The sequence below is a fragment of the Streptomyces sp. SID11385 genome (assembly GCF_010548245.1).
Taxonomy (GTDB): Bacteria; Actinomycetota; Actinomycetes; order Streptomycetales; family Streptomycetaceae; genus Streptomyces.
This window is the reverse complement of record NZ_JAAGLR010000224.1, coordinates 1-14,820: the sequence shown is the minus strand read 5'-3', so window position 1 is coordinate 14,820 and position 14,820 is coordinate 1. Positions and strand designations below refer to the sequence as shown.

The 14,820-nt window shown below is 73.5% G+C and carries 15 protein-coding genes and 1 pseudogene; 10 read left to right on the top strand and 6 right to left on the bottom strand.

Annotation, left to right across the window (positions count from 1 at the left end):
* Positions 1–428 precede the first annotated feature (428 nt).
* Genes G3I42_RS06965 through G3I42_RS06950 form a run of 4 tightly spaced genes read left to right on the top strand, consistent with a single transcriptional unit; the run spans position 429 to position 4,293 of the window.
* A complete protein-coding gene (locus G3I42_RS06965; RefSeq protein WP_164283382.1) occupies positions 429–851 on the top strand; it encodes an ATP-binding protein in 423 nt (140 codons plus the stop codon).
* Positions 852–893: 42 nt separating this feature from the next.
* Complete coding sequence (locus G3I42_RS06960) at positions 894–2,204, top strand: SpoIIE family protein phosphatase (RefSeq protein WP_164283380.1); 1,311 nt, start codon at positions 894–896, stop codon at positions 2,202–2,204.
* Positions 2,201–3,847, top strand: a complete 1,647-nt coding sequence (locus G3I42_RS06955) for a CHASE3 domain-containing protein (RefSeq protein WP_164283378.1) — start codon at positions 2,201–2,203, stop codon at positions 3,845–3,847. The genes G3I42_RS06960 and G3I42_RS06955 overlap by 4 nt, the downstream gene beginning before the upstream one ends.
* Entirely contained in the window at positions 3,844–4,293 is a 450-nt protein-coding gene (locus G3I42_RS06950; protein ID WP_164283376.1) for a response regulator, read from the top strand. The genes G3I42_RS06955 and G3I42_RS06950 overlap by 4 nt, the downstream gene beginning before the upstream one ends.
* A 66-nt stretch (positions 4,294–4,359) precedes the next feature.
* Here the strand turns inward: G3I42_RS06950 and G3I42_RS06945 are convergent, their stop codons facing one another.
* Complete coding sequence (locus G3I42_RS06945) at positions 4,360–5,184, bottom strand: NAD(P)-dependent oxidoreductase (protein WP_164283374.1); 825 nt, start codon at positions 5,182–5,184, stop codon at positions 4,360–4,362.
* 73 nt (positions 5,185–5,257) lie between these two features.
* Complete coding sequence (locus G3I42_RS06940) at positions 5,258–6,118, bottom strand: IclR family transcriptional regulator (RefSeq protein ID WP_343244476.1); 861 nt, start codon at positions 6,116–6,118, stop codon at positions 5,258–5,260.
* A 212-nt stretch (positions 6,119–6,330) separates the two neighbouring features.
* Here G3I42_RS06940 and G3I42_RS06935 point away from each other — a divergent pair, with 212 nt between their 5' ends.
* Positions 6,331–7,848 carry a sodium:solute symporter family protein gene (locus tag G3I42_RS06935; protein WP_164283372.1) on the top strand — a complete coding sequence of 506 codons (1,518 nt, stop codon included), beginning with the start codon at positions 6,331–6,333 and terminating at the stop codon, positions 7,846–7,848.
* 46 nt (positions 7,849–7,894) lie between these two features.
* Here the strand turns inward: G3I42_RS06935 and G3I42_RS06930 are convergent, their stop codons facing one another.
* Together G3I42_RS06930 and G3I42_RS06925 are read right to left on the bottom strand one after the other, a co-directional pair.
* Entirely contained in the window at positions 7,895–8,158 is a 264-nt protein-coding gene (locus tag G3I42_RS06930) for a WhiB family transcriptional regulator (RefSeq protein ID WP_164283370.1), read from the bottom strand.
* Positions 8,159–8,383: 225 nt separating this feature from the next.
* Positions 8,384–8,746: a PRC-barrel domain-containing protein gene (locus tag G3I42_RS06925; protein WP_343244475.1), complete on the bottom strand. Its 363-nt coding sequence runs from the start codon at positions 8,744–8,746 to the stop codon at positions 8,384–8,386.
* A 96-nt stretch (positions 8,747–8,842) separates the two neighbouring features.
* Here G3I42_RS06925 and G3I42_RS06920 point away from each other — a divergent pair, with 96 nt between their 5' ends.
* Positions 8,843–9,451, top strand: a complete 609-nt coding sequence (locus G3I42_RS06920; protein ID WP_164283366.1) for a DUF1349 domain-containing protein — start codon at positions 8,843–8,845, stop codon at positions 9,449–9,451.
* 31 nt (positions 9,452–9,482) lie between these two features.
* On the opposite strand, the gene G3I42_RS06915 is transcribed toward G3I42_RS06920, so the two are convergent.
* Complete coding sequence (locus G3I42_RS06915; protein ID WP_164283364.1) at positions 9,483–10,052, bottom strand: TetR/AcrR family transcriptional regulator; 570 nt, start codon at positions 10,050–10,052, stop codon at positions 9,483–9,485.
* 85 nt (positions 10,053–10,137) lie between these two features.
* Here G3I42_RS06915 and G3I42_RS06910 point away from each other — a divergent pair, with 85 nt between their 5' ends.
* Complete coding sequence (locus G3I42_RS06910) at positions 10,138–11,019, top strand: SDR family oxidoreductase (protein WP_164283362.1); 882 nt, start codon at positions 10,138–10,140, stop codon at positions 11,017–11,019.
* Positions 11,020–11,034: 15 nt separating this feature from the next.
* Here G3I42_RS06910 and G3I42_RS06905 read toward each other — a convergent pair whose 3' ends face one another.
* Complete coding sequence (locus tag G3I42_RS06905) at positions 11,035–12,393, bottom strand: aromatic acid exporter family protein (protein WP_164283360.1); 1,359 nt, start codon at positions 12,391–12,393, stop codon at positions 11,035–11,037.
* A 144-nt stretch (positions 12,394–12,537) separates the two neighbouring features.
* Here G3I42_RS06905 and G3I42_RS06900 point away from each other — a divergent pair, with 144 nt between their 5' ends.
* The 3 genes and pseudogenes from G3I42_RS06900 to G3I42_RS06890 all read left to right on the top strand — a co-directional run.
* Entirely contained in the window at positions 12,538–13,938 is a 1,401-nt protein-coding gene (locus G3I42_RS06900; protein WP_343244474.1) for an MFS transporter, read from the top strand.
* A gap of 153 nt (positions 13,939–14,091) precedes the next feature.
* Complete coding sequence (locus G3I42_RS06895; protein WP_203606465.1) at positions 14,092–14,619, top strand: ATP-binding protein; 528 nt, start codon at positions 14,092–14,094, stop codon at positions 14,617–14,619.
* A gap of 5 nt (positions 14,620–14,624) precedes the next feature.
* A pseudogene (locus G3I42_RS06890) lies at positions 14,625–14,820 on the top strand (hypothetical protein); the annotation flags it as partial.

The following is a 14,820-nucleotide window of genomic DNA, read 5'->3' as shown; positions in this document are numbered from 1 at the left end:
CTCCGGAGCAGCCGCAGGCCGCGGCCCCGGAGCCCGCCGAGGAGCGGCCGGAGCACGCGACGGAGTCCTGACCCCGCCCGTACGGTGCCGACCGCACCCGCCGGGGCGCCGACCGCGCCCGTACGGGTCCGGGGCGATCCGTACGCCCCCGCACGCTCCGGCCCGTGCAGCCGACCCCCTAGGCCGCGCCCATGGGCTCGCGGGAACACGTAGGGCCGGGGGTTGCCCTCACCGGGGCCGCCCCCGGCCCTACGTGTTCCCGCGCCACGGGCCGTGGGCCGTGCCCGCGTCCCGGCCCCGCCCGCCCCGCACTCTCCCTTTCCGCACCTCCCCTTTCACCACCCTCTTTTCAGCTCCCGCGCTCGGGGTACACCACTTCACGTACCGATGGGGAGTTCCCCAAGGGCTCCCAGTGACGGGGTGAGACCATGCACCACCTGGACCAGACCGGACAGGCGCTCGCGCCCCCCGGCCCCACCGACGCCGGGCACCACTGCCGGCCCACGCACGCCGCCGAGGCGCGCGAGGCCGTACGGGTCTTCCTCGACGGGCTGAGCCCCGCCCTCGCGGCCCGTACCGCGCAACACTTCCTGCTGCTCGTCTCCGAGCTCGTCAGCAACGCGCTGCGGCACGCGGGCGGGGTCAGCGGGCTGTGGCTGCGGGCGGCACCGGGCACCCTCACCGTCGAGGTGCGCGACCCGAGCCCCGAGCGCCCCGTCCCCCGCACCCCGCGCCTGGACGGCACGACGGGCGGCTTCGGCTGGCCGATGGTCCGCGAGATCGCCGAGTCCCTGACCGTGCGGCCCGAGCCGGACGGCGGCAAGACGGTGGTGGCGGTCCTGGCCCGCTGAGCACCCCAGCCCACGCCGCCTCCCCCTCCTGAACCGGGCAGTATGCTTCTGGTTGTCTCGCAGAGGTCCGCCACATGGACGCCTGCTCTTAGGTGGGGGTGTGAAGTGGCCGAACGGCCCACGGGGCTCGAATCCTCGCTGCCTCGACCGCGTGCCGCGCACGCGGATCCCGGGTGGGAACTCGATGTCACCCTGGTGCTGGTCGAGGACGACGCCGGGGACGCGCTGCTCGTCGAGGAGTACCTCGCCGACAGCGCCCTCAACCTCGGTCTCACGTGGTGCAAGACCCTCGCCGAGGCGCAGACGGTCCTCGCCCGCACCGCGGGACCGCTGTGCGTCCTCCTCGACCTGCACCTGCCCGACGTGCACGGCCTCGACGCCGTCCGCCGGGTCCTGACGGCCGCCCCGGACGCGGCGATCATCGTGCTCACCGGCCTCGCCGAGAGCGAGATCGGCCTCGACGCGGTCGCGCTCGGCGCGCAGGACTACCTCGTCAAGAACCGCGTGGACCCCGAGACCCTCGGCCGCGCCGTCCGCTACGCCGTCCAGCGCAAGGTCGTCGAGCGCGCCTCGGCCGCGCTCCAGGTGAGCAGGCTGCGCGCCGAGGAGAACGCCCGCCTCGAACTCGGCCTCCTGCCCACCCCGCTGCTGCGCACCGTGCCCGCCGACTTCTCCGTCGTCTCGCGCTACGAGCCCGGCCGCGACCACGCGCTGCTCGGCGGCGATTTCTACGACGTCGTCCAGACCGCCGACGGCACCGTGCACGCCGTCGTCGGCGACGTCTCCGGGCACGGCGCCGCCGAGGCCGCGCTCGGCGTGTGCCTGCGCGTCGCCTGGCGCGCGGCGGTGCTCACCGGCTGCGTCGGCCCCGACCAGGCCCGGCTGCTCAACGAGATCCTGTGCGCCGAGCGCGCGGGCGAGCACGTCTTCGCCACGTACGTGAGCCTGCGCTTCGACCCCGACCGCCGCACCCTGCACACCGTGCGCGCCGGGCACCACGGCAGCCTCATCCGCACGCCGGGCGGCATCGAGTGGTACGAGCCGGAGGGCGGGATGGCCCTCGGGCTGCTCGGCCCCGACATGCCGGCTTCGGCCTGGCCCGAAGCGGTGCTCGACGTCGAGCCCGACACCGCTGTCGTCTCGTTCACGGACGGCCTCTTCGAAGGCCGTACCGGTCCGGGAACGCGTCTCGGCGAGTCCGGTCTCCTCGACCTCGCCCGCCACCACAACGACCTGGCGGGCCCCGAATTCGTTCGCACCGTCGTCGAGAAGGTCTCCGCGCTCGCCGCCCCGGCGGGCGGGCTCTCCGACGACCTCGCCGTCCTGCACCTCGCCTGGGAGAAGAAGTCATGACACAGGGCCACAGCGCACCCCCACGCGCGGGCCGCACCGGGCGTCTCTCGGTCCAGGGCTGGATGAACCTCGTCCTCGGCATCCTCGGCGTCCTGCTCGTACTCGCCGCCGTCCTCGTGTCGGCGCAGATATCCCGTACCAACGACCGCACCTCCGACCTCGTCGACCGCATACAGCCGGCGCGCTCGGCCTCGTTCCGCCTCCAGAAGGCGCTGCTCGACCAGGAGACGGCGGTCCGCGGCTACGCGCTCACGGGCGACAAGACCTTCCTCGCGCCCTACACCCAGGGCCAGAAGGACGAGAAGCGCTACGGCGACGCCGCCGCCGGGCTCCTCGCCGAGTACCCGAAGCCCACCGCGGACCTGAAGAAACTGCGCGCGGCGGCGGCGCGGTGGCGCGCGGGCACCGCCGCACCGGTCATCGACCGCGTCCGGGACGGCGCCGCGGTGCCCTCGGGCACGCTGGACTCCAGCAAGACCGAGTTCGACCACATCCGCGAGCTGTTCACGGTGCAGATCGCGCACCTCGACGCGGTGCGCGACAAGGCGAACGACGAACTCGACGCGGCGAAGCGGCTGCGCGACGGCACGTTCCTCGGCATCCTCGTCGTGCTCGTCGCGGGCGGCGGCGTCCTCGCCGTCCTCCTGCGCCGCATCGTCGGGCGCCCGCTCACGAGCCTGGAACGCGACGCCCAGCTCGTGCGCGCGGGCGACTTCGAGCGGCCCATCGCCATCGACGGCCCCTCCGACGTACGGGCCCTCGGCCTCGCCGTCGAGGACATGCGCCGCAAGATCGTCGCCGAGCTGTCCGAGTCCCGCTCCCGCGAGGCACTGCTCGCCGAGCGCACCGCCGAACTCGACGCCCAGACCGGCGAGCTCCAGCGGTCCAACGCCGAGCTGGAGCAGTTCGCCTACGTCGCCTCGCACGACCTCCAGGAACCGCTGCGCAAGGTCGCCTCCTTCTGCCAGCTCCTGGAGAAGCGGTACGGGGACCAGCTCGACGGGCGCGGCAAGCAGTACATCGACTTCGCCGTCGACGGCGCCAAGCGCATGCAGGTCCTCATCAACGACCTCCTCGCCTTCTCGCGCGTGGGGCGCATGGGCGGCGACCTCGTGGAGATGCCGCTCGGCGAGACGCTGGAGCGCGCGCTGAGCGACCTGGAGGTGCCCATCGAGGAGGCGGGCGCCGTCGTGGAGATTGAGGGCGAGCTGCCCCGCGTGCTCGGCGACCGCACGACGCTCACCATGCTGTGGCAGAACCTGCTCGGCAACGCCGTCAAGTTCCGCCACCCCGAGCGCACCCCGCACGTCCGCGTCACGAGCGTCCGCGAGGGCGGCATGTGGCACTTCTCGGTCACCGACAACGGCATCGGGGTCCCGGAGGAGTTCGGCGAGAAGGTCTTCGTCATCTTCCAGCGGCTGCACAGCCGCGAGGAGTACGGCGGGACCGGTATCGGGCTCGCGCTGTGCCGCAAGATCGTCGAGCACCACGGCGGGCAGATCGGGCTCGACCACTCCGTCACGGAGGGCGCCCGGGTACGCTTCACCCTCCCGGCCCTGCCCGCGGCGGACGCGACCGCTGCCGACCTCCCCGCCCCGTCCCAGGAAGCCCCGACCTCCGCCCCGCTTGGAGCCGCTCAGTGAACACGCCAGCCCAGCCCATCGAGGTCCTGCTCGTCGAGGACGACCCGGGCGACGAACTGATGACCCGCGAGGCGTTCGAGGACAACAAGATCCGCAACACCCTGCACGTCGTGCGCGACGGGCAGGAAGCGCTCGACTTCCTCTACCGCCAGGGCGAGCACGCCGACGCCCCCCGCCCCGACCTGATCCTCCTCGACCTCAACCTGCCCAAGTACGACGGCCGGCAGGTCCTGGAGCGCATCAAGGGCGACGACAACCTGGCCCACATCCCGGTCGTGGTGCTCACCACGTCCTCCGCCGAGGAGGACATCCTGCGCAGCTACCGCCTGCACGCCAACGCCTACGTCACCAAGCCCGTGGACCTCGACCAGTTCATCGCGGCCGTCCGCCAGATCGACGACTTCTTCGTGACGGTGGTCAGGCTGCCGCGCGCGGCGACGTCCTGAACGGGAGACCGGCGGGGGACCGGCGGAGCTGAACCCCGGTCCGCTCGCCGTCCCGGCCGGGTGCCGTCACAGCGGGTTGGGTGCCCCCAGCGGGTTCGTGCAGAAGCCGCCGCCGACGTGGGCCGCCTCCTCGGGCGGGGGCTCGGGGGCCTCGCGCAGGAGCTCCGCGTACGCCTCGGCGTCGTCCTCCGGCTCGTAGCCGAGCGCCCGCGCCTCCGCGAGCGAGTAGACGCGGCGCGTGTTGGCGGAGACGCCCCACACGAGCCGGTAGCCCGGCGACGGGGCGCTCAGGCAGGCTTCGAAGAGGCGGGCGCAGTCGTCGGGCGAGAGCCAGGTGACGAGGCCGCGCGGGCCGAGCGGCAGCGGCGTCTCGAAGCAGGAGCCGATGCGCAGCGCGAGGACGTCCATGCCGAACCGCGAGTGGTAGAGGCTGCCGAGCGCCTCGATCGCCGCCTTGCTGACGCCGTAGTACGAGTCCGGGCGGGGCGTGGAGTCGGCGGGCAGCCCCTCGGGCCCGGCCTCGTCGACGCGGCGGAAGCCCACCGCGTGGTTGCTCGAAGCGAGCAGCACCCGCGTGATGCCGGCGTGCCGCGCCGCGTCCAGGACGACCTGGGTGCCGTGGATGTTCGTCGCGAGCGTCGCCTCCCAGGAGCTCTCCCGGCTCAGCCCGCCGAGGTGGATGAGCGCGTCCACGTCCGCGCACGCTTCGGCCATCACCTCCGGATCGGTCACCGAGCCCGTGACGAGCTCCACGTCCTCGCCCTCGGCGGCCGGCTCCTGCGGCACGAGGTCCAGGAGCCGCAGCACCCGCCCGGGACGGCGCAGCCGTCCCCGCATCAACTGCCCGACCCCGCCCGCGGCCCCGGTGATCAACAACCGCTGTGCTCCCACGGTGGTGCTCCTTCGTGACGGCCCCCCGTCGGGGGCGCTGACGATTTCACCGGCCGGACCGCCGGGGCACCGCTCAGCGGACCCCGGCCCGCCGCAGCTCGCGCCCGAGCCGCGCGGTGACCTCCACGAGCAGCTCGCCGATCTCCCGTACCCCCGCGTCGTCGATCTGGTCCACGGGCAGCGAGCAGCTGATCGCGTCGCTCGCCGGGATGCGGTACGGGACGACGGCGGCGACGCAGCGGATGCCCGGCGTGCCCTCCTCGCGCTCGGTCGCGTACCCCAGCTCCCTGGCCCGCTCGCACTCGGCACGCAGCCCTTCGCGGCTCACGACCGTGTGCGCGGTGAGCGCGGTGAGCGTCGGGGGAAGCAGCGCGTCGACCTCCGCCGGGGTCAGCTCGGCGAGCAGCGCCTTGCCGAGCGCCGTCGCGTGCACGGGCAGCGAACGGCCCACGCGCGAGATGAGGTGCGTGGAGCGCTTCGCCTCCCGGGTCTCCAGGTAGACGACCTGGTCACCGCTGCGCCGCGCGTAGTGCGCGGTGAACCCGGTGCGCTCCCTGATCAGCTCCAGGGCCTCGGTCGCGAAGGGCATCGCGGCATCGCGGTCGAGGTACGCGGTCCCGCAGACGAGGGCGCGGATGCCGAGCCGGTAGCGGGCCGCGCCCGCGTCCTGCTCCAGCCAGCCCACGTCGAGGAGGGTGCGGAGCAGCCCGTGGAGGCTGGAGCGCGGGAAGCCGGTGAGCGTGTGGAGTTCGGCGAGGGTGAGCCAGGTGTCGTGCGCGGCGAAGGTCTCCATGAGGTCCAGCGCCCGCCTGGCCGACTTCACCCCCGTACCGCCGGCGGCGCGCTCCTCCTCGTCCGCGACGGGCCCGTCCCCCTGCCCCGCCTCCGTCGTCCCCGCCTGCGCGGCCTCCTCCTGTGTGCCCGGTGTCGCCACGCCCTTCAAGTCCCTTCTGTGTAAACGGAGTTGTGCGCCCCGGAGCTGCCCGCGCATCCGGGTTTCAGCCGTCCCTGTCCGCTCCGTTGACTTGTGACGGGGGCCATATTAGCTTCCGTCGCGTTCATGGAGAGGGACAGATTCCAGTACACCATACGCGTTCATGCTTGTGAACGCTTCGCGGAATGACGGACGCTGAAAGGAAGTCATCGATGCATGCGTTCGACTGGACGGTCATGTGCGCGTACTTCGGGCTCATGGTCCTGATCGGCTGGTGGTCGCACCGCAGGGTCGGCGACGTGAAGGACTTCTTCACCGCCGGGGGCCGGATGCCGTGGTGGCTCGCCGGGATCTCGCACCACATGTCCGGCTACAGCGCGGTGCTCTTCGTCGCCTACGCGGGGGTCGCCTACACGACGGGGATCACCGTCTACTTCTGGGGCTTCGCCTCCATCGGGGTCGGCGTCGGGATCGGCAGCTGGCTCTTCGCCGCGCGCTGGAACCGGCTGCGCTCGCGGTTCGGCGTCGCCTCGCCGCTCGAATACCTCGCCCGCCGCTACAACGTCGCGACGCAGCAGGCCCTCGCGTGGAGCGGCAGTCTCCTCAAGGTCGCCGACATCGCGGCCAAGTGGTTCGCCGTCGCGACCCTGCTCAACGTCTTCGCCGGGATCGACTACAACCTCGGCATCCTCATCACCGGCGTCATCACGCTCGTCTACTGCACGATCGGCGGCCTGTGGGCCGACGCCCTCACCGAACTCGGGCAGTTCGTCATCCAGGGCGCCGCCGCGATCGTCATGATCGTCGTCGTGCTCCACAAGCTCGGCGGGATCTCGGCGGTGTGGACGATGTGGGGCGATCTGCCCAGCGACCATCTGCACCCGGCGACCTCGCAGTACACGACGGTCTTCCTGCTCGTGTACGTCCTCGTCAAGACGCTGGAGTACAACGGCGGCATGTGGAACCTCGCCCAGCGCTACATGGCGGCGCCGAGCGCGAGCGAGGCCCGGCGCGGCGCCCGGCTCTCGGCGGCGCTCTACCTGTTCTGGCCGATCGTGCTCATGTTCCCGATGTTCGCGGCGCCGCTGCTCATCCCCGGCCTCGACAACCCCAACAACTCCTACGCTGTCATGGCCACGACATTCCTGCCGCACGGTCTCATCGGGCTCGTCCTCGCCGGGATCTTCTCGCACACGATGGCGATGGTCTCCTCCGACGCCAACGCGATCTCGGCGGTCATCACCCGCGACATGATCCCCGTGCTCTCGGCACGCGCCCGCCACTGGACGCAGACGCAGGGCCTGAAGGCGGCGCGGGTCACGACGGTCGTCTTCGTCCTGCTGACGATGGCGGTCGCGACACAGGCCGAGAACCTCGGCGGCGTGCTCCAGATCGTCGTCAACTGGGTCGCCGCGCTCATGGGCCCGATATCCGTCCCGCTGCTGCTCGGCATGCTGCCGCGCTTCCGCACCTGCGGACCGCGCGCGGCGCTTGTCTCCTGGGCGGGCGGCCTGCTCGCGTACGCGCTCGTCTACTACGTCTTCGACACCTCGCAGACGTGGCTCGTCGCGACCCCGGTCCTCGTCTCGCTGGCGCTCTACACGGGCCTCGGCCTCCTGCTCCCGGAACCCTCCGAGGCGACGGAGGATGTCCTCGCGCGACTCGCCGGCCCCGGCGACGGCCCGTCAGGACCACCGCACGCGAGCGAGGAGAAGCCGGTACGGGCCTGAGCGCGCCTCCCGGCGCACGTCGGCGCGGCGTTCCTCCGGTACGGGCTCAGTGCCGCCCCGTACCGGAGGAACGCAGCCGGGACCGGCGGCCGCGGTGCAGCGCAGCCCGCTCGTGCTCGTCGAGCCCGCCCCACACCCCCGACCGCTGCTTGCTCTCCAGCGCGTACTCCAGGCACTCCGCGCGCACCGGGCACCCGGCGCACACGCGCTTCGCCTCCTCGCGCTGCACGGCTCCGGGTCCCTCGCTGCTGACGGGGAAGAAGAGCTCGGGATCGGTGTCCGCGCAGGCGGCACGGTGCATCCACTCCATGGGAGATCACCCCTCGTATCGGAAACGTTCCGATGCGGGTGACCGGCCCGCCCGTCCCCAAACCCCGCCGCGCCCGCCGCAACCGGCCCGCCGCACACCCTTCACGGGAGCCACGCCGTACCTTCGCGGGACGGGCGGAGGGGACTGGGCAGTGGCGGGCGTATGGCGGTCAAGGCGCGGCGGGGGAGCGGGGCGGTGGGACGGCGGCGAGGACCGCCCAGGGCCTCAGCTCTCGTCCCCCTCGATCTCCTCCGGCACGGTGTCCTCGGGCAGCCCGTAGTACGCGTACAGGGCGCTCTCCTCGGCCGCGTCGATGTGGTCCTCAGCGTCGCCGGGACGCGGCGCCTCGCGTACGAGCTCCTTCGGCCACGGGACGGTGATGCGGCGGCCCTCGCGGACCGCGCCCGCGAGCGGCACGAAGTGCTCGCGCAGACCGAGCAGCCCCGTACGGACCGTGACCCACTCGGGCCGCCCCGTACGGTCGTCCAGGTACACCTCGTCCACGCCGCCGATCTTCTCGCCGTCGTCGGCGTAGACGTCGAGGCCGTCCAGCTCACCCGGCGGGCCCAGCCGCTTGCTCTTCGTCACCGTGACCACCTCCTGGTGCGGTGTCCCCCCTCCATGGCGCACCCCGCAGGCCACCGGGGCAACCGGAGGAACCGGGGACGTGCGAAGCTCTCGTCCATGACGACGGACAGCACGCACGCGGTGGAGTGGACGGCGGGGGAGTGGCTCAACCGGCCGCCCGCGCTCCGCGAGGACGAGGCGGACGGGGCACTGCTCGTCACGGCGGCCGAGGGCAGCGACTTCTGGCGCACGACGTCCTACGGCTTCGTACGGGACACGGGCCACGCCCTCCTCGCGCCCTTCGCCCGCGACAGCGCCGTGGAAGTGACGTTCCGCGCCGACCTGCCCGAGCTGTACGACCAGGCGGGCGTCCTCGTCCGGGTCGCCCCCGAGACCTGGGTCAAGGCGGGCGTCGAGACGAGCGACGGCGTGCCGCACCTCGGCGCCGTCGTCACCCACGGCACCTCCGACTGGTCCCTCGCCCCCGTCCCCGACTGGGCCGGCCAGGACGTCACGGTGCGGGTGAGCCGTACGGGCGACGCCCTCACGGTCCGCGCCCGGACGGCCGCGAGCCCGTGGCGCATGGTCCGCCTCGCCCACCTCGCCCCGGAGGCGGAGGCCGCGGCGGGCCCGTTCTGCTGCTCCCCGCAGCGCGCCGGGCTGACCGTCCGCTTCACCCGCTTCACGACGGGCCCGGCGGACCGGGGGCTGCACGAAGGGGTGTGAGCGCGGGGCCCGCCGCGTGCGGCGGGCCCCGTCAGTCGAGTCGCGTGGCCGCCGCGTGGAGTTCCCGCAGCGCCGCGAGGGCGTGCTCGTCCAGCGTGCCGGACGCCTCCGCGCTCCACCGCTCGTACCCGATCTTGAACGCGAGGACGCCGAGTTCCGCGGCCACCCGCGCCGACGCGGCCGGGACCCCGCGCGCCGCGAGCGCGTCCGCCATCGCCCTGGCCATGCCGACGCTCTTGAGCGCTTGGCGCTCCTGCAACTCCTTGTTCGCCTCGACCGCCGCGCGCAGCAACGGGCTCAGCTCCCTGTTGAACGAGGTCATCCCCGCCGACGCGCGCGCGAGACCGCCCGCGACGGCCGTGACCGGGCTCGCGTCGGCCGGGGCCTCGGCGATGCCCGCGGCGAGCAGCCTGCTCAGCGTCTCCTGCCCCGCGGCGAGGATGTCCCGCTTGTCGGAGAAGTGGCGGTGGAAGGTGCTGCGCGTGAGGCCCGCGTCCTCGGCTATCTGCGCCACCGTCGTGTCGTCGTAGCCGCGCTCGGCGAACAGTCTCAGCGCGGACAGGACGAGGCGCTGCTGTGCGTCGGGCTTCCATCTCGGCATGCGTGCATTCTAGCGATGCGACAGATGTCCCGTCACTGGGTACAGTGATGACACATCTGTCGCATCACGTGTGGGAGTACGACTCATGAAGGTCTTCGTCACCGGCGGTACGGGGCTCATCGGCTCCGCCGTCCTCGCCGAACTCATCCGGGCCGGGCACACGGTCACCGCGCTCGCCCGTTCGGACGCCTCCGCGGCCAAGGCCGAGGCCGCGGGTGCCACCGCAGTGCGCGGCGGCCTCGCCGACCTCGACGTCCTGCGGACGGGCGCGCGGGAGGCCGGGGGCGTCGTCCACCTGGCGTACCGCAACGACTTCAGCTCGGCCGACGCGGTCGCGCACGCGGTCGCCGAGGAGGCCGAGGCGCTGGATGCGCTCGGTGAGGCCCTGATCGGTACGGACAAGCCGCTCGTGACCGTGTCGGGCACCCCCTTCGTCCCGGGGCGCGCGTCCACGGAGGAGGACCCGGTGCCGACCGACGGCCTCGTCGGCGGCCGGGGCCGTTCGGTGGAGCGGGTGCTCGCGCTCGCCCCGCGCGGGGTGCGCGGCTCCGCCATCCGCCTGCCGCGCACCGTCCACCACGACGGACAGGGCGGCTTCACCGGAGTGCTCACCGAGGCGGCCCGCCGCACGGGCGTCGCCGGTTACCCGGGTGACGGCACGCAGCGCTGGCCCGCGGTGCACGCGCTCGACGCCGCCGTGCTCTTCCGCCTGGCGCTGGAGAAGGCCCCGGCGGGCACCGCCTGGCACGCCGTCGCCGACGAGGGGGTCGCCGTACGGGACATGGCCGAGGTCATCGGCGAGCGGCTCGGTCTCCCCGTCGAGGCCGTGCCGCAGGAATCCTTCGGTCCCCTCGGCCCGTTGTTCGTGACCGACCAGCCGGCCTCCAGCGCGTACACGCGGGCCGAACTGGGCTGGGAGCCGAAGCGTCCGGGGCTCCTTGAGGACCTCGGAAACCTCAAGGGCTGATACGGGCCGGCGCCGCTACCCGGCCGGCCGCGCCTTCTCCTCCCGCTTCCTCCCCGCCCGTCCGCCGCCCCGCTGGCCCGGCAGGCGGGACGCCGGGCGGCGGGGGAGGAGGCGGGTCCGCGCGCGTGTCAGCAGGGGGTGGCGCTCGCGCTCTTCGCGCGCGTTGCGGTCGAGTTCGTCAAGGAGCCGCTGCGAGCGCTGTTCCAGGTCGAGTTCGGCGAGGATGCGGTCGACCTCCGTCAGGAGCGCCCCGTACAGGTACCAGTGGCCGTCCTCCGTACGGGCGCTCTCGCGCAGCAGCGTGCCGACGCGGGCGCGTTCGCGGCGGGCGGCGTGGAGTTCGGCGGCGAGCCGGTCCTCGGCGGCCTCCGCGCTCTCGCTCACCGGGTGGGTCACGAGCACGGAGAAGCTCACGATCGCGTCGGCCACCTGCGCGAGCAGGTTCTCCACCGCCCGCGCGGCCCTGGGCTCGAAGAGCGCGGCGGTGTCCTCGGACTCCCGCACCCGCGCCAGGTCCGTGAACGTGCGCGCGAGCACCCGGAGGACCACGGTGCAGATCTCCAGGGTGTCGAGCCCCGTGCGCAGCACGACCCGGTTGAGCAGCCCCTCGCGCACGCGCGGGTTGAACCGCAGGCTCTCCTCGGCCTGCCGCAGCGCCGCGTCCACCTCCGCGATGTCCCTGTCCAGGTCCCGCGCCTCCTGGAGCGTGGCCCGCGTCTCGCGCACCGGGTCGCTGCTGCTCAACTCCTCGCCGATGCGCAGCAGGAGCCGCCGCATCCGCCGGGCCAGGTCCTCCAGCGCGTCGCCCGCCGTCCCGGTCCACACCGGCGGCGCGAGGACGACGTTGACGAGCAGCCCCACCGCCGCGCCGATCGCCGTTTCGAGCACTCGGTCCCAGGCCGTGTCCGTGACCCGGCTGACGCCGAGGACGAGCATCGCGCTGATCGCCACCTCCGGCACGAACTCGCTGACCCGCACGAGGTGCCCCACGACGAGCGCCGCGAGGATGAGCAGCCCGAGGCTCCACCACGTCAGCCCCACGAGCGCGCTGAAGCCGATCGCGACGAGCACCCCCGCGATGACCGCGTTGACACGGCGGACGCCGGTGGTGAGCGTCGCGTAGAGCGTCACCTGCACGGTGAGGAGCGCGGTGAGCGGGGCGGTGAGCGGCGCCGGGGTGTCGCTCACGTGCTGCGCGACGACGTACGCGAGCGTCGCCGCCCCGGCGGCCCGTACGGAGCGCACCACCGTGGCCTCGCGCCGCACCCGTCCCCACAGGTGCGCCACACGCTGCGGCGCGCTGCCCTCGCCGCGCAGCCGCCGCCACGACGCCCCCAGCTCTCCCCTGAGCTTCGCCCTCTGTTGATCAAGCACGCCGGTTTCCTTCCCCCGTTCCGAGCCGCGCAGCCCTGTGGCAGCGGGTTTCTTGCGGTGCGCGCGGGATCGATCCCGCACTGGATGAGGAGGTCCGCATTCATGCATTGGACGCATTGGATGCGTCATGCATACATTTTTGGGGTGACCTCGTCCCCCGCCGAAGATCCCTCCACCGCGGACTCCTCAGCCCCCGGCCCCCGCCTTGCCGCCGCCGCCGCGCTCGCGCTCCCGCCGCCCCATCGCGCGGGAACCCCCGCCTTCCGGCGCGCGTCGGGCGCCCTCTTCGCCGCCGGGCTCGGCACCTTCATGACGCTCTACTGCGTCCAGGCGCTCCTGCCGTCCCTCGCGCACGACCTCGACCTCTCCCCGGCGGGCGCCTCGCTCAGCGTCTCCGTCGCGACGCTCGCGATGGCCATCGGCGTCATCCCGCTCACCGCGCTCTCCGATGCCTGGAACCGCACCACGATGATGTCGCTCGCGCTCGGCGCGGCGGCCGTCTTCGGCATCGCCTCGGCCTTCGCCCCGAACTTCCCCGCCCTGCTCGTCCTGCGCCTGCTCCAGGGCCTCGCGCTCGCCGGGCTCCAGGCCACCGCGATGTCGTACCTCTCCGAGGAGGTGCACCCCGGCTCGCTCGGCGGCGCGATGGGCCTGTACGTGGCGGGCAACGGCATCGGCGGCATGCTCGGCCGCCTCGCCGCCGACGGCGTCCTCCAGCTCACCCACTCCTGGCGCTGGTCGATCGGCGCGGTCGGCGTCATCGCCGCCGTGTGCGCCCTCGTCTTCCGCCTCACCATCCCGCCCTCGGTCCGCTTCGTCCCCAAGGGCGCGGCCCCCCGCGCCCTCGCGCGCGGCGTCGTCCGGGCCCTGCCCGACAGCGGACTGCTGCGCCTCTACCTCATCGGCTTCGTCGCGATGGCCGCCTTCGTCACCGTCTACAACTACCTCGGCTTCCGCCTCATCGCGCCGCCCTTCTCGCTCTCCGAGGGCACCGCGGGCCTGCTCTTCATCACCTACGTCTCCGGCTCCTTCTCCTCCGCGCTCGCGGGCCGGCTCGTCGACCGCCTCAGCCGTCGCCTCGTCCTCGTGCCCGCGCTGCTCGTCACCCTCGGCGGCCTCGCACTCATGCTGATACCGAGCCTCGGCGGCGTGATCCCCGGGCTCGTCGTCTTCACCATGGGCTTCTTCGCGGCGCACGCCGTCGCGAGCGGCTGGGTCGGGGCCCGCTCCAAGGTCATCGGCGTGCAGGGCGCCGCCGTCTACCTGTTCTTCTACTACGTGGGCAGCGCGCTCGGCGGCTCGGCCGGGGGCACCGTCTACGGCCACGGCCACTGGAGCGCGCTCACCCTCTACACCGGCGTCCTGGTCCTCGTGGGCCTGCTCAGCGCGCTGAGCCTGGGCCGGCTGCGGAACCCGGGCGGGGGAACGGGAGCGGCGGCCTCGGGCGGGAAGCGGCCCGCCACGACGGTGGAGGTGCCGCCCGCGGCGGGGGAGGGCCCGGTCGTGGCGGGGGAGGCACCGGCCGCGACGCCCCGTACGCCCTGAGCATCTCCCGGGCCGGTGGGGTCACCCCCCGACACCTCTCGTGTTGCGGGGGTCACCCTTTCGGGCCAGATTGGCACTGACCCTCAGAACGTCAGCGCTCACCCCCCGTGTACGGGGGCAGGGGTGTGGGCTTCGGGTAAGGAGCCAAGAGTCATGGCTGGTGTGGTCAACCGCCGCTACCACCTCGCGTGCGAACCCACGCGGGAGCGGCTTTCCCAGATTCGGCGCATCGCCGCCGCCCACCTGCGCCACTGGGGCCTGGATCTCCAGGTCGCCCCCGTCTGCGCGGCGCTGGACGAACTGCTGCGCAATGTCGCGGAGCACGCCGACGCCGGCGACGGGCGGTGCGCGCTCGACATGCGCTGGAGCGGCAGGCAGCTCACCGTCTCGGTCTCCGACAGCGATCCGCGGCTGCCCCGGCTGCACTCCGCGAGCACGGGTGGCCTCGGCCGGGTCGCCGCGCTGAGCGACAGCTGGGGCACGTGCGCCACCGAGGACGGCGGCAAGACCATCTGGTTCACGCGCAGGGTCGCCGACGCCCAGCGCGTTCCCCTCCCGCAGGCGGTCCCCGACGCGCTCGCCCCCGAGGCGCAGCCGCTGCCCGTGCCCCTGCCGCTGCCGCAGGAGGGCGAGCCCGCTCCGGCGGAACGGCCGCTGCGGGCCGGGGCCGAGGCACGGTGAGCGCCGTGGACGGCGTGCGGGTACCGGTCTGGCCCGCGGGAGCGGTGCGCCGCACCGGCGCGAGCCGCCCCACCAGGCCGGTACGGCCCGTACGCGAACAGCAGCCCGCGCCCGAGCCCGCCGAGCCCACGCCGCTGCGCCCCGAGCGCCGTGCCGTGGCCCGCGTGCTCGACCGCTACCGGGCCTGGGAACGGCTCACGC